This is a genomic window from Paenibacillus sp. NN59 (genome assembly GCF_057597225.1).
Window position 1 is genome coordinate 6,103,517 of record NZ_CP199678.1, and the last position, 22,061, is coordinate 6,125,577.

Here is a 22,061-nt window from a genome sequence, read left to right on the forward strand (position 1 = left end):
GACCGCGGAACGGATAGGGTATCGCCGTTGTTCGTTCGTGCTAACCAAGTTATAACCCGATTGCCCTATGTTTCAATCATGAAAATGAAAGAATGTTAAGAAATTCAAAGAAATTTTTTCGTAAAGCACTGAAAACAGCACGATAAATACATAAAAAACGTAAACATCATCAAATCCGTTTATAATCCATCCATTCGTCAGGTAAAAGAGAACGATACGGCTCCTGCGTGAAACGGTCATCAACTAGCACGAGCACACCCTTATCTTCTTCCGTTCGAATGAGCCTGCCCCCAGCCTGAAGCACTTTATTCATGCCTGGGAAAACATAAGCATAATTAAAACCGTTACGTCCTGATTTATCAAAATAATCCTTAAGCACGTTGTTCTCCAGACCAATCTGCGGCAACCCTGCTCCTACAACGACAACGCCATTCAGACGGTCTCCTGGCAGATCGACCCCTTCCGAGAACACACCGCCCATTACAGCAAAAACAAGACGTGTGCGCTCGGGATGCGGCTGGAAAGCCGCCAGGAACTGCTCTCGCTCCTGTTCGTTCATACCTTGCTCCTGCATCACCGTATCCGCATCGCTGGCCCCCGGAAGCTGTGTATATGCTTGATAGATTTCACGCATGTACGGATAGGAAGGGAAAAAGACCAGCAGGTTGCTGCGCGGCCACTCGGATACGAGCTGCTGTAACATCTCGGCAATCGGGCGTTTGGATCGCTCCCGGTCTTTATAACGCACAGACAGAGGCATGAGCCGAACATCCAGCTGTTCCCGGTGGAACGGCGACGGAATCTGCAATGTGTAGTCCTCTTCTTCTGCCCCCAGCATATCGCGATAATAACGAAGAGGTGACAAGGTTGCCGAGAAATGAATGGTTGAGCGGAAGCCCTTCGCCGTCTGCCGCAGTAGCAAAGATGGGTCCAGACAGAATAATTTCACCCGTACCTCGCTTCGGACACACTCTGCATAGGTGATAAAACGCTCGTCATATAACCTGGCAATTCGTACGAAGTTCTGTGCTGTAAAATAGGCATCGAGCAGCAGCTGATCCATCTCAGCATTGCCAGATCCACCCTCGGCCAGACATTGCTCCGCCACCATGACAAAAGGCTCAAGCCGTTCAATCAGCTCCTCTGGCGCTTCTTGCTGTATAATCTTGCCCTCTTCTCCGCCGTTCTTACGAAGGGTGATCAGATACTTGTCGATGGCCCCGGTATAATCCACAATCGCTTTGGCGGCAGGCACACTGCTGCCCAGCGTCTGGAACTCTCTTTTGACATCGAGAAAAACGGCCTTTTCCAACTCTGCCGAGAACATCATACGCCCACGATCCACCAGATTATGTGCCTCATCTACTAGCAGCACCGTCTTGCGCTTCTGTTCCTCCAGCATCCGTTTGAGTGAAATACGCGGATCGAAAATGTAGTTGTAATCGCAGATCACCGCATCGGCCGCATATGCCGCATCCAGCGAGAACTCGAACGGACACACCCGATGTTTGCGGGCATACTGCTCAATAACGGGCCGTGTCATCAACGTTTCATGTTCCAGCATGTCCAGCACAGCACCATTAATTCGGTCATAATACCCTTCACACATGCCGCATTGCCCTGTATCGCAGGCTTCCTCGTCCTTGAAGCAAATTTTGTCCTTCGCCGTCAGGCTGATGACATGCATGTTCAACCCTTCTGCCTGCATCCGGGCAAAAGCTTCCTCCGCCGCCACTCTCGTTGTCGTTCTCGCGGTCAAGTAGAACAAACGACTGGCCTCACCTTCACCGATGGCTTTCACCGTAGGAAAGAGCACGGACATGGTTTTGCCGATGCCTGTAGGTGCTTTGGCCATAAGTCCCTGTCCTTCACGAATCGTTTTGTACACTGCACCTGCCAGCTTACGCTGCCCTTCCCGGTATTTGCGAAAAGGAAACGGCAACTCGCGCACACTAACGTCCCGCTCCGCTTCATAAGCAACAATCATCTCCGCATACGGTGCATATCCGGCGATGACTTCTGACGCAAACTGCTCGAGCTCCTGCCGCTCCGCCATGCGGCGAAACCGCCGCTCTTCACCCGTCACCGAATGCACATACGTCAACTGCACCTGCATCCGCGGCTCACCATGCTGAGCGGCATACATAAAGGCATACATCTTCGCCTGGGCCCAGTGCACGTCGAGGCCGCCTTCCAGTTCGTCCAGGTTACCCGCCGTGGATTTGATCTCATCCACCGTTAATTGCCCCTCCAAGCGAATCAAGCCATCACATCGGCCTTCAATGACGTAGGTCAAATCCCCATGTTGAAGCTCGGCTTCAAGTACAACTTCTTTTAAATCCTCTTCGGTATATGCCTTCTGCACACGCTGATGGATTCGCGTCCCCTCCTGCATCGAGGCATTGGTGCGGAATCCAGGACGGATGCTGCCGCTCCGATAAACATACTCGACCAGTGGCCTGACTGATATCCGAATTGTTGTTTTCATACGATCACCCGTTCTGCTTGTAGTGGTTCTACTTTATCATGAAACAGGTTCCTCTAACCAGATTATTGGCAAATTGGACTCGTCCGTTCCCGTATGCTATGTTGAGTTGTATGAAGCGAACGCTCTGCTTCTCCAGCTTATTTCTGTCCTCTACGTTCTCGTGTGTAAAAGTATAGGCAAACTTATTTTGAATTTACGTATAAAGAGGAGGCAAACTTCCTATGTATATTTATTTGATCCCATCCCCGTTACCGGATGCACTTGCGGCATATCCACATCTGACACTGCGAGCTGAAGGTCAGGTACTTCTCGCTATGGAAACCACTGATCGTCTGCTGGATATTGAGTCAGATGAACAGGTAGCTTCTTATGAAGCATTTGATGATGCAGGAGCATGGGCAAGCGGTGGATTTGCTGTGCTGAACAACATTCCTGTAACCGAAGATGGCCGGAATGATTTTGAGGAACGTTTTAAGAACCGTGCCCGCAAAGTTGAAGATGAACCTGGATTCGTCGGTATTCGTGTACTCCGTCCATTGAAGGGTGATACGTATGTCGTACTGACACTGTGGCAAACAGAAGAACATTTCAAAGGCTGGCAACAATCGCAAGCTTATAACCACGCCCATCGTAACCGCAGCACTAGTGAGGGCCTGACCGCGCAGAAGCCAACTATGTTCCCGCGACCTTCATTTGTGACCACATATACAATCGAGTAGAGAGAGTAGAGTTGGCGAGTCATGATTAGTTGGAGTTGCTTGGCTCAAACGCCTAAATAAGGCTTTATGAGATCGTTAGCGCATTCCCTCACTCTTTCCCTTTACTCAAGAAAACCACCACTGTCTTCCCAGAAGAACAAAGTAAAATACCCGTAATTCAGACTGAGAAGACTGAATTACGGGTTTTAAATTTAAACTTTAATCACACTAGCGCCATGTTCCAGCTTAAGCACCCTATTTCCTCTATATCCGCTGCTACGCATCAACTTACAACGGACGTAATGCCACGGATTCACGCGCGTTCAACTGCTCCACCATAGACAGCCATTCCTGCGGTTTGTTTGGAAGTACAGCATAGTAACGGTTCAGGAAATCGGACACCAGACTGGCTGGCAGTTCCGCAAGAGACTCATCGCCCGGCATAAAGCACAGGTCCAATCCCCCCACCGCTTCACCGTCACCTTGCCAGGATGGATGAACATAAGGGAAGTCCAGGCGCTGATACCCCAGATGGGACAGCACTTCACGGCGTACATAAGGGTCCATCGGTTTGATACCGCCAAACGCGTGATCCTGAGTCAAATATGGATTGTAGATTTCAGCAAACATGCCGAACAACGATTTACCATTAGCAGCGGCGAGCTGCTGCAGATCAAGCTTGCGATGATTCGCCAAGAATGCGCCGATTCCCAAACCTTCGCGTCCGATAATCGTAAAATCAGTCATGGCCACATTCCAGTCCTCATAGTAACGGTACTCCGTCGCACCAACCACTTGGCCTTCATGTACAGCGACAAACACCCGAATGCCCGGGTCTTCCAGTGGTTCAGCCCATAACGGGAAATCGAGCACTTCCTCTGGCGGGAAAATGTCCTGCATCAACTTGTGCATTTGAGCAAACAACGGGTCCTGAATGGATGTAATACGTGTAAATTCCATAGATAAAAGCCTCCCTATTTAGATATGTATTTACTTAAAAGGATTAAGCCACTCCATCAGAGCCGCGTAATGACAAGATTCCTCGTCATCCAGATAATCGGTAGCCACTCCAACAGGCATACGCCCGCATTGTAGCAGAAAAGAAATAACCGGGTCATGCCTCTCTCCAGCGGCAACCTGATCCAGATACTGTTGTGCTGACATTTGCTCAGCTACCTGGTGATATCCAGGCATCCGCCCTGCTCCAAGCAAACGATCCATCCCCTGTGCAATCACAAGATGGTACATCGCCTGCATCATCAGCTGGGCCAGCCCCCACTTACGATACTTCGGACGGACACAGAGGTCAACAATGTATAGCGTGTTCCCATCCGGCCGGTGATTGCGGATATATCCATCATCTGTGACCTCTGCCCACGTATGGCTGGATGGGTCCGCAGCATCCCACTGCATTCGCAGTGAAGTCATCGAGCCAGCCAGTTCCCCATCCACCTCGATGCAGATGGCTCCTTCAGGATAATGCTGAATATGGCTACTAAGTTGCTCTTGGTTCCAAAGAAGTTCCTCCGGATATGGGGGTGGGAAGCTCTCTGCCTGGATACGAATAAGCTCTTCAAAGTCATGGGCCACATAATTGCGGATGACCGCTGTAGCTCTACCATGTTTACCACTTCCACCGGGTGCCGTTATCAGCATTTCTTTGACATACATCCCGCTTAACCCCTCCTTTGTACAGCTTTAATCAGCTTCCAAAAACAGATCTATTCCCAATCGGTGTACAGATCTGTACGGCGGTCACGCCAAGTTGTTACCGAGCCACGTTCGCGCACCTCGTACAGCAAATCCAGATCGAGATCGGCCGTTACAATCATATCGTTGTTAATCTCACCTTCCGCAAGAATGCCGCGTGGCGGAAATGGCACATCATTCGGGGTAATGATCGCAGCTTGTCCGTAATTGGCACGCATGAAATCCACTGTAGGCAGATGGCCCACCGTTCCCGTTAATACAACGTAAACCTGATTCTCCACCGCGCGAGCATGACTCGTATACCTTACCCGGTAAAATCCGTGGCGGTCGTCCGTACAGGAAGGACAGAAAATCACATCTGCTCCCTTGGCTTTCGCCATACGCACAATTTCGGGAAATTCAATATCGTAACAAGTCAGCATCGCAATGCGGCCTTTATCCGTATCAAACACTTCCAGTCCGTCACCTGCAGCCATATTCCACTCCGTTACTTCGGTCGGCGTAATATGAATCTTCGCCTGACGTGCAATCCGTCCATCCGGGTAGAACATATGCGCTGTATTGTACAGCTTGCCTTCCCGCCGGATAACGTGAGTGCCTCCGATCAGATGCATGTTGTATTTGGCTGCAAGGGAGACGAACAACTGCTCATACTGCTCTGTAAAATCAGGCAAATCTTCAATCGTTAACGCATTCCCTTGTGCGTCTCCAATGGACATTAATTGTGTTGTAAAAAATTCAGGAAACAGCACAAATTCCGTTCCGAATTCGGAAGCTGTCCGTATGTAATGCTCCGCCTGGGCGGCAAATTCCTCAAATGAGCGGATCGTTTGCAATTGGTATTGTACAGCGGATACCCGCAGTTTCATAAGTCCCACACCTCCACCAGTATTGTGGTTATATTGTATCAATGATCCGACGATTTATCTAATGCTATAGCTATGGAGGTAAGGCAATGTAGCAACAATACTTACACGTTATTCATCCCTCTACATCCTTCACTTTTATACAAAAAAGCCTCTTCATATGATGAAGAGGCTTTAGAAGACTCATTTATTCAATCCAATACCTAGAACCCATTTATCTAATCAAATACCTGGAACCCTTTTATTCAATATCCGAACGTTTCGCAATATTGCCGTCACCAAAGATGATTTGATCCATCTCAAACTCAACTTTGATTTTTTCTAAAGGTGTCTCCCTAAGTTCAGTATCTTTATCCATAAACTGATTTAATTCGAAACTACCCTCATAAGGCGTGGAAGCTCCAGATTTGATGGGTTCATCATATTTAACGTTTAGTGACTTGATCTCATTATCAAACATGTCTTTGAAGGTAATGACCCCCTGAAACCCTTTAATATCCTTGTCCGAAATGTTCTTCAAGTCAAGCGTCATATGTATAACATCACTGAATATCCATTTATTCGTATCTTTCAATGTCACACTTTTTTTAATTAAACTCACCTGTACAGACTCATCCAACAGTTTCAATTGACTTTGTTTTTTTGCTTCAGCTTCTTCCTGTTTTCTTTTAATCTCTTCCTGTCTCTTCTTCTCTTCTTCCTCAAGCTTAAGCTGTCTTTGCTTCTCATCGGTTATAATTTGTCCCACCGTTTTAGTAGAAAGATCCGTATTGCTACCCATTGAATATAAAATGGCTTTTCCCAAGAGGTCTTTATCTTCTTGCGTGATTTCAGTGCTATTCTTGATATCCTCGGGTACCGTTTCTGAATATAGTTTTTCGGTTAACGGCTTACCACAAGCCACCAGCATAATCGTCATTAAACCAATCAATATAGACAACTTTAATCCTTTATTTGCAGTACGTTTCTTCAACTTTACACAACCCTTTCGAATTCGGAATAATTGGCAACAAACACGTCATACTTTACACGCCATAGATGGAAAATATATGTGAGAACACGTTACTCTACTCTGTATAACTTTCACAGAAAAATCATCCAACTTCTGAACGCTCAGGCACCAGTCCATTTTTAAATATCTTTATCCAGCAATCTTGAATGCTCCCCTTACAATATCCTCCCGATTCACACCCCCTCAGTAACTTTATATCGGTTGAAACAACAATAAAATTAGAAGAAAAGATCGATAACTCACCTATGGATGCTCAGCCTCAGCAATCGACCTTACTCTCTGTTCCCCAGCATCGACTGCGTAAATCCGATCCATTCCCGGGTAGCAAAAGACAGATACCGATCCTTCCGCCAGATCATACCGAGCTGCCAAGGAATGACCGGTTCAATAACCGGGATGATCCGTACGCGCATATGATCAACCTCACGGCAGATCGTTTCCGGTAGCAAGGCCACACCCAGATTCGCCGCAACCATCGCACTTAACAGATCCCACTGGGAACTCTCATAGACTACACGCGGCTGGAATCCAGCTTGCTGGCAAGCCGCAATAATGCGGTCATGGAGCGCAAAATCTTCCCGAAACAAAACAAACGCATCCTGTTCCAGTTCATGGAGTGCGACCGACTCCTTTTCAGCAAGGGGATGGGAAGGATGCACGAGCAGATTAAGCTTTTCCTGAACAAACACAAAATGATCAAGCAGTTCATCGACCGTTGGCAACACCGCCACACCGATATCCAGCGCACCACTGATGACATCAGCCTCCACTTTTTTCGCCCCATCCTCGAACAATTGAATGCTCACTTGAGGATACGCTTTGTGGAACTCCCCGATAATCATCGGAAAGAAACTCGACCCCACCATTGGCGGCAGACCGATGCGCAGATGTCCCTTCTTCAGATTCATCAGATCGTCCAGCTCGGACGAAAGACTGCGGAACGATTTTTCAATCTCCAGCGCCTGCCGAAAAAAAACATGCCCGGCATCTGTTAGCTGCACCTGTTTACCGTAGCGATCCAGTAAGGTTACGCCAAGTTCCTCCTCCAGACTTTTAACGGTTTTACTAATTGTAGGCTGGGTGATATACAGCACCTCGGCGGCCTTTGTAAAGCTTTGTTGCCGTGCAACTTCGAGAAAATATTGCAAATGACGAATATCCATCTTTTCCTCCCCCTCCTATCCTGCTAGTCAAATCTATTTTAACTATAGACAAATGGAATAGTAAACATTCTTAATATGCATTTTACTCATGAAAGAATGCGTTGTAAAATTTGTGATACGAAGCAATGTTTCCATTCATTTTCATAATCATACGAATTAAATCGATCGGATACATGTTGATATACAAGGAGGGATTTGCGTGAAAAAATGGGGTGTCGGGATTGCACAAATTGCGTTATTAATGGTTTTTTCACTGCTGATGGACCTGCTGGCCCGTACTCTCCACCTGCCTGTACCTGGCTCCATTCTCGGAATGATCGCGCTGTTCATCTTGTTACAAACTGGCGTGGTGAAGCTTCGGTGGATTGAGGTCGGAGCGGCGTGGCTACTTGGTGAACTACTGTTATTCTTTATCCCGTCGGCGGTCGGCATCATGAACTACATGCCCATGCTGGAGCATGACGGATTGCAGATTTTATTTATCGTGCTGCTAAGCACGTTTCTGGTTATGGCCTGCACCGGCCTCGTTGCTACACGCATTGCCAAACGAAAGGAGCGTCACACCGGATGATTGGACTTTTATGTTTGTTGTTAACGGTCGGAATCTACATGGTTGCCAAGAGAATGTATCGCAGTCTGCCCAAAGTATATCTGTCACCGCTACTTATTACGCCGCTACTCGTTGTAGGCGTACTCCTATTAACCGGAACGGATTATGCCGCATACAGCAGCGGAGGCAAATGGCTTAGCCTTTTGCTACAACCTGCTACGGTCGCTTTTGCGGTACCGCTCTACACCTTCTTCCATGTGCTCAAAAAACATATTTCCGAGATTGTCATCAGTGTTATGACCGGATCGGTTGTTGCCGTACTCTCCTCGGCTATGCTTGCAAAATGGTTGCACCTCGACTCCGGCTTGATTCACAGTCTGATTCCGCGCTCGATCACAACGCCCATTGCGATGAATGTATCGGCTTCCATCGGAGGCATCCCGGCAGTGACGGCCGTATTTGTGATTATGACGGGGCTACTTGGGGCTATTATGGGGCCTTCCATCGTCAAAATGCTGCGTATTGATGGCGAGATTGCACGCGGTACACTCCTCGGAACAGGTGCTCATGGCACAGGAACTTCGAAAGCCTTTGAGCTAAGTTCATTGACAGGAACGATCTCCAGTATCTCCATGGTTTTGGCTGCACTCTTCACTTTAGCCGTCGCTCCCGCGCTCTCTAAACTTATTTTCCCATAATAGTTGGAATAATCCCTTTTTTTTGAAATATTATTGTTGTATTAAAGCCCTTTCTTCCTTACAATAAAGACAGGTTTTAATGTTAATATTGCGGGGGAGATGCGATGAAAAGAACCGGAATGAAGAGATCTCTGGACCGTCTCGGACGAATTGTCCTTCCTAAAGAAATGCGGGATACAATGGAAATCCATATCGGCGATCCGCTTGAATTTTTCATTGAAGGGAAAGAGTTGATTTTAAGAAAGTACAAATCAACATTGTGTATTTTTTGCGGTGACGTGGATACGGAAATGTATTTCAAAGAGCAATTCATCTGCCGGACTTGTGCAATTCAACTAAAACACCCAGATGACACTCCCGACTGGTTCGTACCTGAAAACAAACAGGTTTCTGCACCCAAAGAACGTCCTGTTGCTAAACCCGTAGCTTCCTCAGCTTCCTCTTGGGAAGAAGGAGATGCTGCGAGCAAGGACTACCCCGACCTGCGGCCAAAGACGGCGCGCATGCTGCAACAGATGAAAGAGATTATCGAACAGCACCCTGGACTCGCTCAACAGCAAATTGCGGAGAAACTTGGCATTAGCCAGGGACGTGTCTCTCAACTAAAAAAGTTATTATAGCTAGAATTTTGATACTCATGAATATACAACATACTTCCAAGCAGGAAGTTACACTGAAAAAGAACCCATTGTTCCATCGGGTTCTTCTTTTTTGTCACTATTACTTTACGCCTGTACGATATCCATATCCATATTGCTTTCTTCTTCTTCCAGTCTGTGCAGACTAACCAGTAACACGGCGATATTGGCTACAAGTAATACTGCCGGGAGAGGTATAGCCGCATATTGTGCATAGATTAGGTGGCTTCCTACAGCTCCGATCAGAATGAATGTTAGTATGCCTGAAGCCAGAATACGGGTACGCGGAATAAGTAACCCAACCGCACTAAGCAGTTCCAACGCACCGATCAAGTACATTGTCCAAGTAGGGTAAGAGAAACTCTCGAAGGTGTCAATCATCATCTCCGCTCCCGTAACTTTCGTATATCCCGTCATGACGAAAACACCCGCCAGCACCACCAAAAAAACATATCCCAACACTCTTTTCATATCTTCCATCTCCCATTCATCCAAGTATTATTTTGAGAATCTTTAACTTATTGCTAATCTCTTCTGCACAAAAATCAGCAAAATACAGTATGTATTGCAGCACTCATCTATGTAAAAGTTCCCTAGAAGAAACTGTGGTTTACTCAGGTTCCTCTGGAACTTGGATAAGGTTCTAATTTCCGAGGTTTATCCACTGCTCTGGTTGTGTGACTGCTCACCCGGAAATGGTATGTACATTTATAATACGAATTATTACTCACAAACTTACTTTTATGAAGTGAGTATATAATAATAAGATAATTTCTTCAAGTAATTTTTCGTGAAATGATGTATAATACATACAAAAGGTATGTTACAGTATATTTTGTAGTGACCACCTTTCACTTGAAGGTGCTTTTATTTTTCAGAGCGGCAGAAACTTTTGTCCTTTTATATAGGTTATATTGCACATTTGCCATGAATCGAGGTGAAACACGTTGAAGCTGAGAAAAGTAAAATCCCCAAGCCCTTGTCTGATTACACAAGCAATGGACATCATCGGGAAAAAGTGGGTACTGCTGATTATGTATCAGCTGCTGTCCGGACCAAAACGGTTCACGGAACTGGAAGCCGAGATGGCAATTAGCGGACGTCTGTTATCGGAGCGTCTGAAAGAGATGGAGACGGAAGGCATCGTAACCCGGCATATGTATCCCGAGATTCCGCCCCGTGTGGAGTATGAACTTACCCCTAAAGGTAGAGCGATTGAACCTGTCATTAATCAAATCTACAGCTGGTCTTCGGACTGGTTAAAAGAACAGCAACAATTGAAGTAAAATAGAAACTACAACAAAAGGTCTTATTTTACCCTAAGTTTTATACGAAAAACGCCTGCACCCGGAACCACAGTAAACATGGTTCGGGTCGCAGGCGTTTTTGTGCGCTAACGATCTGTTTAAGCTTTGATCTTTACAGGCAGACCGGAGTCCACGGATTCCTGTGCAGCGACGGTAATTGCCTGTGTACGGCAGGCATCTGCATAATCGGACAAAATGCGGGAACGATCTCCCGTGCGAAGTGCATGAATAAATGCTTCATTCTCCCGTTCATAGGGATTCTGTCCAGCTGAAACCTCAAGTCCTGCCATCGGATGCGAAGCCGCACTCGGTAGCAGAAGGCGGTCGGGTGTCCAGTCCCATACACCGGCATCCGTGTAGAATTGCAGCCCTGCTCCACCCTCACCGTCAGGCAGTAAACACGTATTCGCAATGCTTGCAATCGCACCACTTTCCAGCTTCAGCGTCACGTTAGCGACATCATCAACCGTCACTTGCTCATGTTTCTCATGCATGCTACGTTGGGCTGCTACGGCATAAACTTCCGTCACTTCGCCTGCACAGAAACGCAGTAGATCTACAATATGGGTCGTCTGCTCCACAAACTGACCTCCCGATCCGTCTTGACGGCGCCACCAACTAACGCCAGGCATACCGCCCATCCAGCGCCCCAGAGCCATGCCCACTTTCTGCTCCTGCATCGCTTGTTTCATGACCTGAGCAGCACCCTGATAACGGAAATGATATCCTACAGAGGTTAATAAAGAAGACTGTTGCACTTGCTCCAATATGCGGAGTGGTACGTCCATTCCTGTGCTCAATGGTTTTTCCACCAGAAACGGAATGCCCCGTTTGATCAACTCTGACTCGATGAATCCGTGGGACATGGGAGGTACGCAGATGTATACGGCATCCAGTTTCTCACCGTCCAACATATGCTCAAGATTATCGTAACCCGCTGCATCATATACAGAGGCCATCGCTTCTGCCTTTTCGAGTGTTGTTCCACATACACTTGCGACACGGACACCTTCCATGCGTGTGAGAATATCTGCGTGCACTTTACTAAACCAACCTGTTCCTATGATTCCGATCTGCAATGTCATGGATGTAATCCCCTCTCTGTTACGCGCTTACATGTTCCATTCGACCTAGCTCCGCAAATTCCTGCTCCTTTAGCTCTTGCCGGATGCTTCCAGCAACAGTTGATCCAATTCCTTAGCGTAGTTTGCTACCTGCTGTTCTGACCAGCCAAGCTGTTCTGCCATATACGTGCTTACTGCTGATTTATACCGGCGTACCTCATCGATGCGGAAAAATAAATCCCCTGTTCGGCGTACCCAGAAATCGGCTGGCGTTGCCGTCATCTCTTCCTCCATCGCGTAACGAAGCATCAGCAAAAGCTCTTGCGACATGCCGTGAAGCTCTGCCTTGGCTCGCGGGTCAGGCATGCGCTCATATAGCGCATCCACGTTGGAGCCATACGTACGGGCAAGCCGCTCCGCCGCTTTACGGTCCAGGCCTAGCGCAACGCCATCCTTGATCTTGCGTTCGGTGTACGTGACGTATCCGGCCGAACCGCCAACATCTCCCCCGGAGATCGGCATCTTTTTGGTTACACAAGGTCCCGGGGTGTGACCGAACTCTTGTTGCATCTGGCGTGCAACCAGATCCACAACCATCTCGGCCATTTTGCGATACCCCGTCAATTTACCTCCGGCAATGGTAATCAGGCCGGAATCCGATACCCAGACCTCATCCTTACGCGAAATCTCTGAAGGGCCCTTGCCCTCCTCATGAATCAGTGGACGCACGCCTGCCCAGCCTGACTCCACATCCTCTGCACGAATCTGGACGTCCGGGAACATGCCGTTCACTGCATCAATGACATAATCACGGTCTGATTCCGAAATTAACGGATGAGCCGGGTCATCACGGAATACTGTATCGGTTGTACCTACATAGGTTTTGCCATCCCGCGGCACCGCAAAGACCATGCGTCCATCTGGCGTATCAAAATAAACCGCTTGCCGTAGTGGGAATCGCACACCGTCAAATACCAGATGAATGCCTTTCGTCATCTGTAGCGTTTTGCCCTGGCGTGAGCCATCCACTTCACGGAGGGTATCCACCCATGGTCCTGAAGCATTGATTACTTTTTTCGCCATAAGCTTATAACTATTTCCGTTTAGTTGATCCATCACATGGATGCCTGTAATCGTTCCATTCTCCTTCTGAAAAGAAGTTGCCTTCATATAATTAACAGCCAGCACCCCGTGCCTCACTGCTTCCTTCATGACTTCAATCGTAAGTCTCGCATCATCCGTCCGGTACTCCACATAACGTCCGCCTCCCAGCAGTCCCTGCTTCCGCAGCAGAGGCTCACTTGCAGATGTATCACTGGCATTCAGCATCTGGCGACGTTCACTGCGCTTCACTCCAGCAAGTCGGTCGTACACCATCAGACCCATAGATGTACTGAAACGGCCAAACGTGCCTCCCGTGTATATGGGCAATAACATCGGTTCCGGTGTCGTCACATGTGGCCCATTCTCGTAAACCACCGCCCGCTCTCTTCCAACCTCGGCTACCATCTTCACTTCAAACTGCTTCAGATAGCGCAAGCCGCCATGAACCAGTTTTGTGGAACGACTCGATGTGCCTGCCGCGAAATCCTGCATCTCCACAAGCGCCGTCTTCAATCCACGAGATGCCGCATCCAGTGCAATGCCGGCACCTGTAATGCCCCCACCAATCACCAATACGTCAAAATGTGCATTCGACATTTGTTCCATGTATTCGGTTCGTTTTGCCGCCGAGAACGTTGCTGTCATGTAAAAACCCTCCATAATTTCCCTTATTTTTCTCTAAAAAACAACAAAAAAAGGACCACGTCATTCGTTCAGCAATTGCTGAACGCACGTGGTCCCTCCCGATCTCCAGACATCATTTTTTAACTTGTAACCTAATCCTATCACAGATTTTCGGTGGCGTGAAGGCCTGATTTGACACATTATTCAAAAAAATTTAAAAAACTTTTTTTGTGCAAGGATGGAATTTCAAAGCAACCCACTAACTCTACAATTTTCCTTATTGTGGACAATACTTTCTCTCCATCCAGGAATATAATCCCTGTAAATGAAGTATCATTTTCCACCAGTAAATATCATTTATAACATATGTTTAACGAAAAAGTACAAATAACCATTTGTGAAAGTTATCACATTAAAAATTTATTATTTCTGAAAATTGAAAATATTAATCAAATTACCTTGTATATATCGGTTTTTCTCTTAAGAGGCTTAACGCTTATTATTACATGTCAAGCTACTATATAAGTTGAACTAAAGATTTTTACACTGGACACTCCGATGACAGAATAACCTTCCAATCGCTGTTATCCCCGGATTTTTTCGATTCCCTTCTCCAAAGGGGTAAATCCGGTGATAAAGGCGAGCGCTTCGCTTTTCCAGTTTTTTCTGTCCTCTCCGTTAATGTGTAAAATAAACAATTCAACTTATATAAATAGTATAAGTTCATAATTGCAAGATTCAATCTCAGGCTATGAAGCACTTTTCACTTTCTAACAGATACTACGACTTCAAGAAAAGAGTGATCCACAATTAAATACGGATCACTCTGACATTTAGAAAATAGACACTGTAATAGCTATTCCCAACATAATAGGATCACATACCGAAACTTGTGCCTGGGAATAGTGTATATCGATCTAAGTAAACCGTAGATTTAGGCTCAATCATCACCGACTTAATTTTACTCGTTCCCTCAAATGTAAATTTCCAGTTTTCAATTTTAACATTATAATCATCTTCAGCAGTTACTCGTTGTATTATACGTACGGTTAAACTTTTTGCATCATGCTCTATTGGTTGCATTTCTACAATCGTTCCCATATTGTACGTTCCAGATGGAAAACTCTCATTGTAAATATCCGTTTTAAAACCGGTAGAATTCAACTTATTTACATCTTCTTCTCGTCTTTCATCGTAGGCCATAATCCATTTAAATACCATATTTCGTTCATTTACATAGGAGACACTACTCGTTTCACCTTTAAAATTCGGATCAGAATTCACATACACACTCTTGCTCTTGTTGTCCCAATTGATGTTTGCGCCAAGACCATCAGAGATAGCACGTAGTGGAACATAAACTGATCCATCTATTATTTTCGGTGCTGCGCTGCTTTGAACAGCATTGCCATGAATAAAAACTTTAGGTACTACACTTGCAGCGTATGCACCTGCTGTGAATACTGTTGTTAAGATTGCGCCAGCAAGCCCTATTTTAATGATACGTTTCATAGATATTTCCCTCCTAAGTATGTTGTGAAAGATTAGACGTTTCTAACTTCAATAAAGTTTCATCTCACTTAATAATAGGTTAAATTGGAATAAGAATCAAAAAAAAAAGATTCCTACGACGTTAGTAGGAATCTTTTTTCATCCATGAGTTTCTTACGCTTTCCGAGCAAAAAATGCAATTGGTGTGGAGCTACCTCCACCTGTAGTTACTTGGACCGGTACGGTTACCGATTGTCCATTAGTTAAAGAGAAAGCCCCTATTTTGACTGCTTCTGTCGCTCTTGTTTTGGATATACCATTCACTGCATTGCTTCCTACTTTTACAGCGCCTACGAAGACCCCACCACGTGGATTCAGATATAGATTGACTGTCTGAGTACTACCTGATGTATTTTTAAGGGTAAGGTTGATTTTATAAATGCCACCGTAAGCTGCACTATTAGACAACGTGCCTGGGAAAACAGCAGGATTACTCAGAACCCCTACACTATTAGACGTACCGCTACTATCAAGCGTGAGTGTGGCGTTACTGCCTTGAACATCAGCGTAATCCCATGTACCTCGTGGGTGAGTATTGACAGAATTAATAACTGGTCCTTGATGGGCGTTGAGGACGGATGTGGCGCTGGTTCCCGCAACGGTACGGATTTTCGCTGACATAGCCGAAGGACTCGAAAGCGTAAACTCCATCACCATACCTCGTACCTGATTATCTTGAAGTGTAAACTCCTTAACGGTGCGTACAGTGTTGGAGGGAACACTTACCGATGAAGATTCTTCTGTAAGGGTTTGTCCCAGGAGCGCCTTGGACAAACAAAGTCCTGCGTTTGTGAGAATATCTCCGCCATTTGTTGTTACTGTTGTTTCATATTTAATAGAACTTATCGTGATTGGGCTTGATCCACCATTACCCACTGTCAATCCATATTTGATTGTTCGCCCCGGAATACCTTTATCCTTATCACCAGTAGCATTGTGGTGCCACATAAATACGCGATACTTAACAGAAGTGGAGCCAGGGACAGAATCTTGCCACAAAGTAACCACGGGGGTTGAAAAAGTATTGTCTGTTAAAGGCTCCGGGTTATCGCAAACATACAAGCGTTGCCCTGGAATTGTCGAAAATCCACTAGAAATAACCGGTTGAGGGATGTTGGTAAGGGTAACAGGTGTTAAGTTAGGTTGAGAACAAGACATGAATAATTCCTCCTATATTACGATTGTATCGCAACGTATATTTTTTTTAGAAAACTGTATCATTCAATTGAGAAAGAATCTGGAGGAATCAACTTATCATTACTATTCCCGAGCAATGGTCGTTGCCATTTTCCTTCTCATCTATAAGGTAAAATGCTTAAGCATTTTACAACTTCGCTATCAGAATTTTTTAAAAGTTAATTGATCAGCAGTCTAACTCATCATTGGCTGGACAAGAAAAAAGCTTGAAAGTATAGAATTAGCATATACCGCAGTTATGGTTTCTTAGTAACGTTTGCAGGGGAGGTGATTATTTCAGGACGATGGCTGCTCAGACACAAAAATTTAAATTCCTTAACCAAGCATTTGTATGCTGACTTACTATCCTATTAATTGTCGGAATCTCTTAAGTAAAACTAGAAGCCCTAGTAAAGTATAAGGCTTGCCCTGTAGACAAAAAAATAGCTTCTCTCGATAATTCTGAGAGAAGGCCTTTTTAATTTTATACTCTATTTTCTTTTTTCAAGGGACTAGCTGTACTTTTGTTAAACTCACTCTCTACTACAAAGTCTTTTCGAGTCAGGTGATTTAAGGTTTTATCTACTAATAGAATTGATTTGTTAAGCTGTAACAACCTTTTGTCCAAATCATCTAGGCGTTGATTGAAGTTTCCAAGCACGCTTCGCAATAAAATGATTGCTATCAAGCTTGGAAAACCGATCGTACCAATAAGTGTTCCTATATTTTCAATTGCCATTTCTTCCATTCTCCAACTCCTCATTGTGAATAAATTCAAGGAATTCAACAATAATCTCTGATGCTGTGTCTTCATAGGGCAAATAGATAAAACGAGACAGTTCTTCTATATCTGGTTTATACAGGTCTATAATTCGCAACAAAGCGCTGTGATCATTCTGTTTAGCTGCAGCCATTAAGCTTACGAACTCACTCTCTGAGATAACTGTTGTAACATTTTCTTTTTGCATCTGTTCACCACCTGTTGACTGATATTCAATTTCTTTGCTACCTCAATCTCAGTGAAACCCTTTAAATATATTTGACTTATAATTTCTCTCCCATTTTCAGGAAGAGTGCTGAGGATGCTCTGAATATCTACTTTACTATCTAAGAAATATGTAAAGTCGTCGCTTGTTGCCCCTTCCTCGAAGATAGGGAGCTCTCGATTCCTTACTTTTTTTACTCTATATTGTAGCCTCCAACCAATTCGATATATTTCCGTCCTATATCGTTCAAATGTTGTTTGTTGATCCCTCATTCAATCACCAACCCTCCTTTTTTAATTACACCTCTACATATGTAGGTAAATATAAGAATTACTTTACAACCTTTTTAAGAACTCATGTTCCCCTTTTGTATAAAAATTATACCACATTTTCCATACTCCGTTAAGTCGAATTTACATACACTTCAGAGTCACCGTTAGAAATATTCTCTCACAACAAAGAATGAGTAAGTGATTTGCGTATGAGCAAAGAGTAAGATCAAAATTTAGCCAAGTTACCTAGATATTTTGATACCAATACAAGTAGACGACTCCTCCCTATAATTTGGCCTCGGGAGAAGTCGTCCTATACAAACACCTATTTACTTGACTGGAGAATATTAAAGTTGCTTTCTAGTTTTCTACATTAAATAATTTATTGAAATTGTTAGTACTACTTATTTTTAAGTCGGATCATATTAAAGACATATCTATCGCTGTCCACTGGACTACTCCACTTATTATTTTGATAGATTTGCATTTGAGTCGATCCTGAACCATCAAGCATAATAGAATCCACTGCATTCAAGCCCATATCATCCATAATACCTTTCATAAAAGGAACACTTCCTGATCCAGCAATGAGATAAGCATCATTATTCTTCCATGCTAGTACAGTACGTGCAATAGGTAGATAATAGCCTACCTCCCCTTTTATCGAGGAACCACCCCAGTTTTCCAAATTATAATCGTTTCCTCCAATAATCATTTCAACCGTTCTCTTAGGATAATATTGATAAACCTCATTAACATTCTTGACATAAAGATGTGTTGCACGAAGTGATCCATTCATATCTCGATAGAATACAGCCGTTTTTCTAGAGATTTCATTACCATTTACTGAAGTATTAGATAAGTAATTCTTTTTTAGTGTGCGACCCTGATAAGTTACAGATGAGTTCTCATCAACAGCAGAGTATGCGATAGACGCCCCCTTGGTTGGTGGCTTAGTATAACCATCGCTTGCTTCAAAAAAGCCACCATTAACACCAACATAGCTAGTGTTTTTTACTGGACTTAACACCGTTTCCGTTTTAATGTTACTCAAAGATGTTTTAATTACATGCTGTTCACCAATTGATGCTGGAATGTGCTTCCATGTGTAGTACTCATAGTTTGCCATATTTTATTCCTCCTAATTTTATTCTCACTATGTAGGTAAAATGAAATTAAAAAAAACAACCGGGATTATTATTAATCCCAGTTGTTTTTTAATTTGTGTTCGTGTTCCTTTTCATAGATAGTACATCAATAATAAAAAAAGCTATTGTTACAAAAATAAAAGACCAGTTATATTCTTTGAGTATCGTAGGTAGGAACATACAAACAATAGCTATAACACCATAAATTATTGCGCGAAAAATTTGTTTAACTTCGAAAAATTCCATAAGTAAACATGGTATACCTAAAGCAATAATAAGAGTAAAGTATGTCCAGAGGATAGTTACAAAAAAAATAAATAAATTGTCTTGGTCGGAATAGTTAATAGGAGGCTCACTAGCCACATTATTTTCTATAAAGAATAAAACACCTGCTGTAACTAGGGAAATAACTAATATTGATATAAAAGGGTGAATAATTATAGACAATCGAGTTCTTTTCATTAGAATTAGCACTCCTCATTATCAGCGATTTTTAAATAAACTGTCGAAATCCACCTCCTCTTTTCATATAGATGTGAGTAAAGAATTAATCTTTAACATAAAAAGAATACACTGATTAAGTTAGCTATTCTACTTCTTTGAAAGACGTTCTTTATGAAAATATTATAACTTGACATTATTTCTATATTGTAATATAAGTATTTTTTTAAAAATGTAACAAATGAATTTTTATTCTATTTTATTTAAAAGCCATGGCCGCCTTGATCGCTCGCTGCCAACCCGAATACAGCTGCTCCCGCTCGTCCTTGGCCATCACAGACTCAAAGACTCGCTCGGTATGATCATGCTGGTTCAATTCCTCTACGTTCGACCAGAACCCGACAGCCAGGCCTGCCAGATAGGCTGCACCGAGAGCTGTCGTTTCGTTCACTGATGGACGCTCCACAGGAATGCCCAGAATATCACTCTGGAATTGCATCAGGAAATCATTCGCCGCAGCACCTCCGTCAACACGTAACGTATGTACGGGGTATCCAGAATCGGTCACCATGGCCTCCAGTACATCCTTGGTCTGATAAGCCAGCGCCTCAAGTGTCGCGCGGATAAAATGCTCCTTCGTAGTGCCACGAGTAAGGCCAAATACAGCTCCTTTCACATCGCTGTCCCAATACGGGCTTCCGAGTCCCACAAAGGCAGGCACCATATAGACCCCGTCCGTCGAAGGCACTCGCTTCGCATAGTCCTCACTGTCTTTGGACGAACGAAGCATGCGAAGGCCGTCCCTCAGCCACTGCACGGCTGAACCTGCTACGAAAATGCTGCCTTCCAGCGCATATTGAACTTTACCATCCACACCCCAGGCAATCGTTGTAATCAGCCCGTGATCCGATTGTACAGGCTTCTCGCCCGTGTTCATCAACATGAAACATCCGGTACCGTATGTATTTTTCATACTCCCCTGGATATAACATCTCTGACCAAACAATGCAGCCTGCTGATCCCCTGCCGCACCCGCGATCGGAACCCTGTGGCCGAAGAAATGGTAATCTGTCGTATGTGCATATATCTCGGAAGAGCCCCGCACTTCAGGCAGCATCGCCTTAGGGATATCCAGAATATCCAACAATTTATCATCCCACTGCAACTCATAGATGTTATACATCAGGGTGCGCGAAGCATTCGAAACGTCCGTAACATGGGTACCACCGCTCAGCTTCCAGATCAACCAACTGTCGATGGTGCCGAACAGTAACTCCCCTTTCTCCGCCCGTTCACGTGCACCAGGGACATGATCCAGAATCCATTTTACTTTTGTACCCGAAAAATAGGGGTTAATCAGCAAGCCTGTTTTCTGATGAAACAGGTCGTCCAGCCCTTGCGTTTTCAACTCATCACAGATGGATGCTGTCTGTATGGACTGCCATACCACTGCGTTATAGATCGGTCTGCCGGTTTGTTTATCCCACACCACTGCGGTTTCCCGTTGATTGGTGATGCCGATACCTGCAATCTGTGCAGGTTTGATGCCACTCTCCGCCAGACAGGATGCCATTACGGCGAGGATCGAACTCCAGATTTCGTTGGCATTTTGCTCTACCCAGCCCGGTTTGGGAAAATACTGCGGGAACTCTTGCTGTGCCATATGCACAATCTCGCCGCTATGGTTAAACAGAATTGCCCGGGAGCTGGTTGTGCCCTGGTCCAGAGCCAAAATAAATTTTTCCATACCTTGTGCCTCCAGTGTGTAATCATAATGTAAGCGTTTTCCCAAAATACTTGATCAAATCATCATTGGATGTCGTTACAGCCGCCGCTCCCACACCGAGTGCAAGTTCCACTTCTTCAGGTGTACGAATCAGCCCCCCTGCAATGATGGGAATACCTGTCCGTTCAGACACCTCCGCAATAATATGCGGAATGACTCCAGGCAATACCTCGATATAGTCGGGCTGTGTTTTGGCAACCAATTGGTAACTTTTCTCCAGCGCATGGGTATCCAGCAGGAACACCCGCTGAATCGCCGTAATGCCTTTTTGTTTCGCTTTCTGGATGATGCTGGCCCTTGTGGAGATCAGTCCAGCCGGACGAATATGCTGGCACAGATACTCTGCGGCGTACTCGTCGTTTTTCAGCCCTTGCACCAGATCGGCATGTAGCAAAATCTTCTTCCCATACCGCCGAGCCTGGTCCATCATGCTTTGCAGTTGTGCAATATGCGTTTCTAACATGACCCCGTAAGTATATGGGCCTTCGATGATTGCTTCAAACTGCTTCATACTCTTCGCCGCTGGCAAAATACGTTGTCCCTCAAATGCCACCATCGTTCCCCCTGCATTCATCAGATGTCTATATTGTATAATTCGTCACACACCAACGGCAAGTGATTTGGGGGAAGTCACCAAATTCAAGAATTCAGGCGACATACCGCATATTCCTCCCGGCAAATTATCTTACACCGCAAAAAGACTGCTACTGCACTTTTCAATATGAAAAGCACCGTAACAGCCCGTATACATTACAACCAACGTATGATCACTATAAATT

Annotated in this window: 23 protein-coding genes; 5 read left to right on the forward strand and 18 right to left on the reverse strand. The window is 44.9% G+C overall.

The genetic code is table 11. From position 1 onward, the window contains the following. Window positions 1-169: 169 nt before the first annotated feature. The gene (locus ACT89M_RS26555) at window positions 170-2,488 is read right to left on the reverse strand and encodes a helicase C-terminal domain-containing protein (protein WP_487344913.1); all 2,319 of its coding nucleotides are present in this window, start codon (window positions 2,486-2,488) and stop codon (window positions 170-172) included. Between the two features lie 221 nt (window positions 2,489-2,709). On the opposite strand from ACT89M_RS26555, the gene ACT89M_RS26560 reads away from it, so the two are divergent. Continuing rightward, entirely contained in the window at window positions 2,710-3,207 is a 498-nt protein-coding gene (locus tag ACT89M_RS26560; protein WP_487344914.1) for an antibiotic biosynthesis monooxygenase family protein, read from the forward strand. A gap of 267 nt (window positions 3,208-3,474) precedes the next feature. On the opposite strand, the gene ACT89M_RS26565 is transcribed toward ACT89M_RS26560, so the two are convergent. The 5 genes from ACT89M_RS26565 to cidR form a co-directional block, all read right to left on the reverse strand. Continuing rightward, the gene (locus tag ACT89M_RS26565) at window positions 3,475-4,146 is read right to left on the reverse strand and encodes a GNAT family N-acetyltransferase (protein WP_154890180.1); all 672 of its coding nucleotides are present in this window, start codon (window positions 4,144-4,146) and stop codon (window positions 3,475-3,477) included. A 30-nt stretch (window positions 4,147-4,176) separates the two neighbouring features. Then, window positions 4,177-4,857 (reverse strand): GNAT family N-acetyltransferase, encoded by a 681-nt coding sequence (locus ACT89M_RS26570; protein WP_154890178.1) that lies wholly within the window; start codon window positions 4,855-4,857, stop codon window positions 4,177-4,179. Between the two features lie 50 nt (window positions 4,858-4,907). Continuing rightward, the gene (locus ACT89M_RS26575; protein ID WP_154890176.1) at window positions 4,908-5,765 is read right to left on the reverse strand and encodes a carbon-nitrogen hydrolase family protein; all 858 of its coding nucleotides are present in this window, start codon (window positions 5,763-5,765) and stop codon (window positions 4,908-4,910) included. Window positions 5,766-6,003: 238 nt separating this feature from the next. Beyond that, complete coding sequence (locus tag ACT89M_RS26580; protein WP_154890174.1) at window positions 6,004-6,735, reverse strand: hypothetical protein; 732 nt, start codon at window positions 6,733-6,735, stop codon at window positions 6,004-6,006. Between the two features lie 311 nt (window positions 6,736-7,046). Beyond that, the gene (gene cidR, locus ACT89M_RS26585) at window positions 7,047-7,937 is read right to left on the reverse strand and encodes a cidABC operon transcriptional activator CidR (protein WP_090921719.1); all 891 of its coding nucleotides are present in this window, start codon (window positions 7,935-7,937) and stop codon (window positions 7,047-7,049) included. Window positions 7,938-8,136: 199 nt separating this feature from the next. Between cidR and ACT89M_RS26590 the strand changes: the two genes are divergently transcribed. From ACT89M_RS26590 to ACT89M_RS26600, 3 genes are all read left to right on the forward strand, one after another. Continuing rightward, window positions 8,137-8,508, forward strand: coding sequence for a CidA/LrgA family protein (locus ACT89M_RS26590; RefSeq protein WP_154890172.1), 372 nt, complete (start codon window positions 8,137-8,139; stop codon window positions 8,506-8,508). Continuing rightward, window positions 8,505-9,185, forward strand: coding sequence for a CidB/LrgB family autolysis modulator (locus tag ACT89M_RS26595; RefSeq protein WP_154890170.1), 681 nt, complete (start codon window positions 8,505-8,507; stop codon window positions 9,183-9,185). The genes ACT89M_RS26590 and ACT89M_RS26595 overlap by 4 nt, the downstream gene beginning before the upstream one ends. 104 nt (window positions 9,186-9,289) lie before the next feature. Further along, window positions 9,290-9,805 carry an AbrB/MazE/SpoVT family DNA-binding domain-containing protein gene (locus ACT89M_RS26600; RefSeq protein ID WP_090921714.1) on the forward strand — a complete coding sequence of 172 codons (516 nt, stop codon included), beginning with the start codon at window positions 9,290-9,292 and terminating at the stop codon, window positions 9,803-9,805. A 105-nt stretch (window positions 9,806-9,910) separates the two neighbouring features. Here ACT89M_RS26600 and ACT89M_RS26605 read toward each other — a convergent pair whose 3' ends face one another. Continuing rightward, entirely contained in the window at window positions 9,911-10,294 is a 384-nt protein-coding gene (locus ACT89M_RS26605; protein ID WP_167375755.1) for a DoxX family protein, read from the reverse strand. Window positions 10,295-10,821: 527 nt separating this feature from the next. On the opposite strand from ACT89M_RS26605, the gene ACT89M_RS26610 reads away from it, so the two are divergent. Next, window positions 10,822-11,109 carry a winged helix-turn-helix transcriptional regulator gene (locus tag ACT89M_RS26610; protein WP_090921779.1) on the forward strand — a complete coding sequence of 96 codons (288 nt, stop codon included), beginning with the start codon at window positions 10,822-10,824 and terminating at the stop codon, window positions 11,107-11,109. Window positions 11,110-11,228: 119 nt separating this feature from the next. Here the strand turns inward: ACT89M_RS26610 and ACT89M_RS26615 are convergent, their stop codons facing one another. The 11 genes from ACT89M_RS26615 to ACT89M_RS26665 all read right to left on the reverse strand — a co-directional run bounded on the left by ACT89M_RS26615 (window position 11,229) and on the right by ACT89M_RS26665 (window position 21,835). Then, window positions 11,229-12,215 (reverse strand): Gfo/Idh/MocA family protein, encoded by a 987-nt coding sequence (locus ACT89M_RS26615; protein WP_308722658.1) that lies wholly within the window; start codon window positions 12,213-12,215, stop codon window positions 11,229-11,231. A 69-nt stretch (window positions 12,216-12,284) separates the two neighbouring features. Beyond that, window positions 12,285-13,943, reverse strand: coding sequence for a glycerol-3-phosphate dehydrogenase/oxidase (locus tag ACT89M_RS26620; RefSeq protein WP_308722657.1), 1,659 nt, complete (start codon window positions 13,941-13,943; stop codon window positions 12,285-12,287). 855 nt (window positions 13,944-14,798) lie between these two features. Then, window positions 14,799-15,434, reverse strand: coding sequence for a stalk domain-containing protein (locus ACT89M_RS26625; protein WP_308722656.1), 636 nt, complete (start codon window positions 15,432-15,434; stop codon window positions 14,799-14,801). Window positions 15,435-15,587: 153 nt separating this feature from the next. After that, on the reverse strand, window positions 15,588-16,631 hold the full coding sequence (locus ACT89M_RS26630) for a hypothetical protein (RefSeq protein ID WP_487344915.1): 1,044 nt from the start codon (window positions 16,629-16,631) through the stop codon (window positions 15,588-15,590). Window positions 16,632-17,133: 502 nt separating this feature from the next. Then, window positions 17,134-17,397 (reverse strand): hypothetical protein, encoded by a 264-nt coding sequence (locus ACT89M_RS26635; protein ID WP_308722654.1) that lies wholly within the window; start codon window positions 17,395-17,397, stop codon window positions 17,134-17,136. Beyond that, window positions 17,378-17,617 carry a helix-turn-helix domain-containing protein gene (locus tag ACT89M_RS26640; protein ID WP_308722653.1) on the reverse strand — a complete coding sequence of 80 codons (240 nt, stop codon included), beginning with the start codon at window positions 17,615-17,617 and terminating at the stop codon, window positions 17,378-17,380. The genes ACT89M_RS26635 and ACT89M_RS26640 overlap by 20 nt, the downstream gene beginning before the upstream one ends. Then, on the reverse strand, window positions 17,569-17,907 hold the full coding sequence (locus ACT89M_RS26645) for a sigma factor-like helix-turn-helix DNA-binding protein (protein WP_308722652.1): 339 nt from the start codon (window positions 17,905-17,907) through the stop codon (window positions 17,569-17,571). Before ACT89M_RS26645 ends, ACT89M_RS26640 begins: the two co-directional genes overlap by 49 nt. A gap of 400 nt (window positions 17,908-18,307) precedes the next feature. Continuing rightward, on the reverse strand, window positions 18,308-19,036 hold the full coding sequence (locus ACT89M_RS26650) for a hypothetical protein (RefSeq protein ID WP_487344916.1): 729 nt from the start codon (window positions 19,034-19,036) through the stop codon (window positions 18,308-18,310). Window positions 19,037-19,124: 88 nt separating this feature from the next. Further along, window positions 19,125-19,517, reverse strand: coding sequence for a hypothetical protein (locus ACT89M_RS26655; RefSeq protein ID WP_308722650.1), 393 nt, complete (start codon window positions 19,515-19,517; stop codon window positions 19,125-19,127). 238 nt (window positions 19,518-19,755) lie between these two features. Then, window positions 19,756-21,243 carry a glycerol kinase GlpK gene (gene glpK / locus ACT89M_RS26660; protein ID WP_154890162.1) on the reverse strand — a complete coding sequence of 496 codons (1,488 nt, stop codon included), beginning with the start codon at window positions 21,241-21,243 and terminating at the stop codon, window positions 19,756-19,758. A gap of 22 nt (window positions 21,244-21,265) precedes the next feature. After that, window positions 21,266-21,835 carry a glycerol-3-phosphate responsive antiterminator gene (locus ACT89M_RS26665; protein WP_154960817.1) on the reverse strand — a complete coding sequence of 190 codons (570 nt, stop codon included), beginning with the start codon at window positions 21,833-21,835 and terminating at the stop codon, window positions 21,266-21,268. Window positions 21,836-22,061: the final 226 nt, after the last annotated feature.

What these genes read in the sequence shown, in the direction of transcription:
- ACT89M_RS26620 (WP_308722657.1), bottom strand. Translation starts at nt 13,943, where the DNA reads ATGACAGCAACGTTCTCGGCGGCAAAACGAACCGAATACATGGAACAA.
- ACT89M_RS26595 (WP_154890170.1), top strand. Translation starts at nt 8,505, where the DNA reads ATGATTGGACTTTTATGTTTGTTGTTAACGGTCGGAATCTACATGGTT.
- glpK (WP_154890162.1), bottom strand. Translation starts at nt 21,243, where the DNA reads ATGGAAAAATTTATTTTGGCTCTGGACCAGGGCACAACCAGCTCCCGG.
- ACT89M_RS26560 (WP_487344914.1), top strand. Translation starts at nt 2,710, where the DNA reads ATGTATATTTATTTGATCCCATCCCCGTTACCGGATGCACTTGCGGCA.
- ACT89M_RS26565 (WP_154890180.1), bottom strand. Translation starts at nt 4,146, where the DNA reads ATGGAATTTACACGTATTACATCCATTCAGGACCCGTTGTTTGCTCAA.
- cidR (WP_090921719.1), bottom strand. Translation starts at nt 7,937, where the DNA reads ATGGATATTCGTCATTTGCAATATTTTCTCGAAGTTGCACGGCAACAA.
- ACT89M_RS26655 (WP_308722650.1), bottom strand. Translation starts at nt 19,517, where the DNA reads ATGAAAAGAACTCGATTGTCTATAATTATTCACCCTTTTATATCAATA.
- ACT89M_RS26600 (WP_090921714.1), top strand. Translation starts at nt 9,290, where the DNA reads ATGAAAAGAACCGGAATGAAGAGATCTCTGGACCGTCTCGGACGAATT.
- ACT89M_RS26650 (WP_487344916.1), bottom strand. Translation starts at nt 19,036, where the DNA reads ATGGCAAACTATGAGTACTACACATGGAAGCACATTCCAGCATCAATT.
- ACT89M_RS26575 (WP_154890176.1), bottom strand. Translation starts at nt 5,765, where the DNA reads ATGAAACTGCGGGTATCCGCTGTACAATACCAATTGCAAACGATCCGC.
- ACT89M_RS26570 (WP_154890178.1), bottom strand. Translation starts at nt 4,857, where the DNA reads ATGTATGTCAAAGAAATGCTGATAACGGCACCCGGTGGAAGTGGTAAA.
- ACT89M_RS26625 (WP_308722656.1), bottom strand. Translation starts at nt 15,434, where the DNA reads ATGAAACGTATCATTAAAATAGGGCTTGCTGGCGCAATCTTAACAACA.
- ACT89M_RS26640 (WP_308722653.1), bottom strand. Translation starts at nt 17,617, where the DNA reads ATGCAAAAAGAAAATGTTACAACAGTTATCTCAGAGAGTGAGTTCGTA.
- ACT89M_RS26605 (WP_167375755.1), bottom strand. Translation starts at nt 10,294, where the DNA reads ATGAAAAGAGTGTTGGGATATGTTTTTTTGGTGGTGCTGGCGGGTGTT.
- ACT89M_RS26610 (WP_090921779.1), top strand. Translation starts at nt 10,822, where the DNA reads ATGGACATCATCGGGAAAAAGTGGGTACTGCTGATTATGTATCAGCTG.
- ACT89M_RS26645 (WP_308722652.1), bottom strand. Translation starts at nt 17,907, where the DNA reads ATGAGGGATCAACAAACAACATTTGAACGATATAGGACGGAAATATAT.
- ACT89M_RS26555 (WP_487344913.1), bottom strand. Translation starts at nt 2,488, where the DNA reads ATGAAAACAACAATTCGGATATCAGTCAGGCCACTGGTCGAGTATGTT.
- ACT89M_RS26630 (WP_487344915.1), bottom strand. Translation starts at nt 16,631, where the DNA reads ATGTCTTGTTCTCAACCTAACTTAACACCTGTTACCCTTACCAACATC.
- ACT89M_RS26615 (WP_308722658.1), bottom strand. Translation starts at nt 12,215, where the DNA reads ATGACATTGCAGATCGGAATCATAGGAACAGGTTGGTTTAGTAAAGTG.
- ACT89M_RS26635 (WP_308722654.1), bottom strand. Translation starts at nt 17,397, where the DNA reads ATGGAAGAAATGGCAATTGAAAATATAGGAACACTTATTGGTACGATC.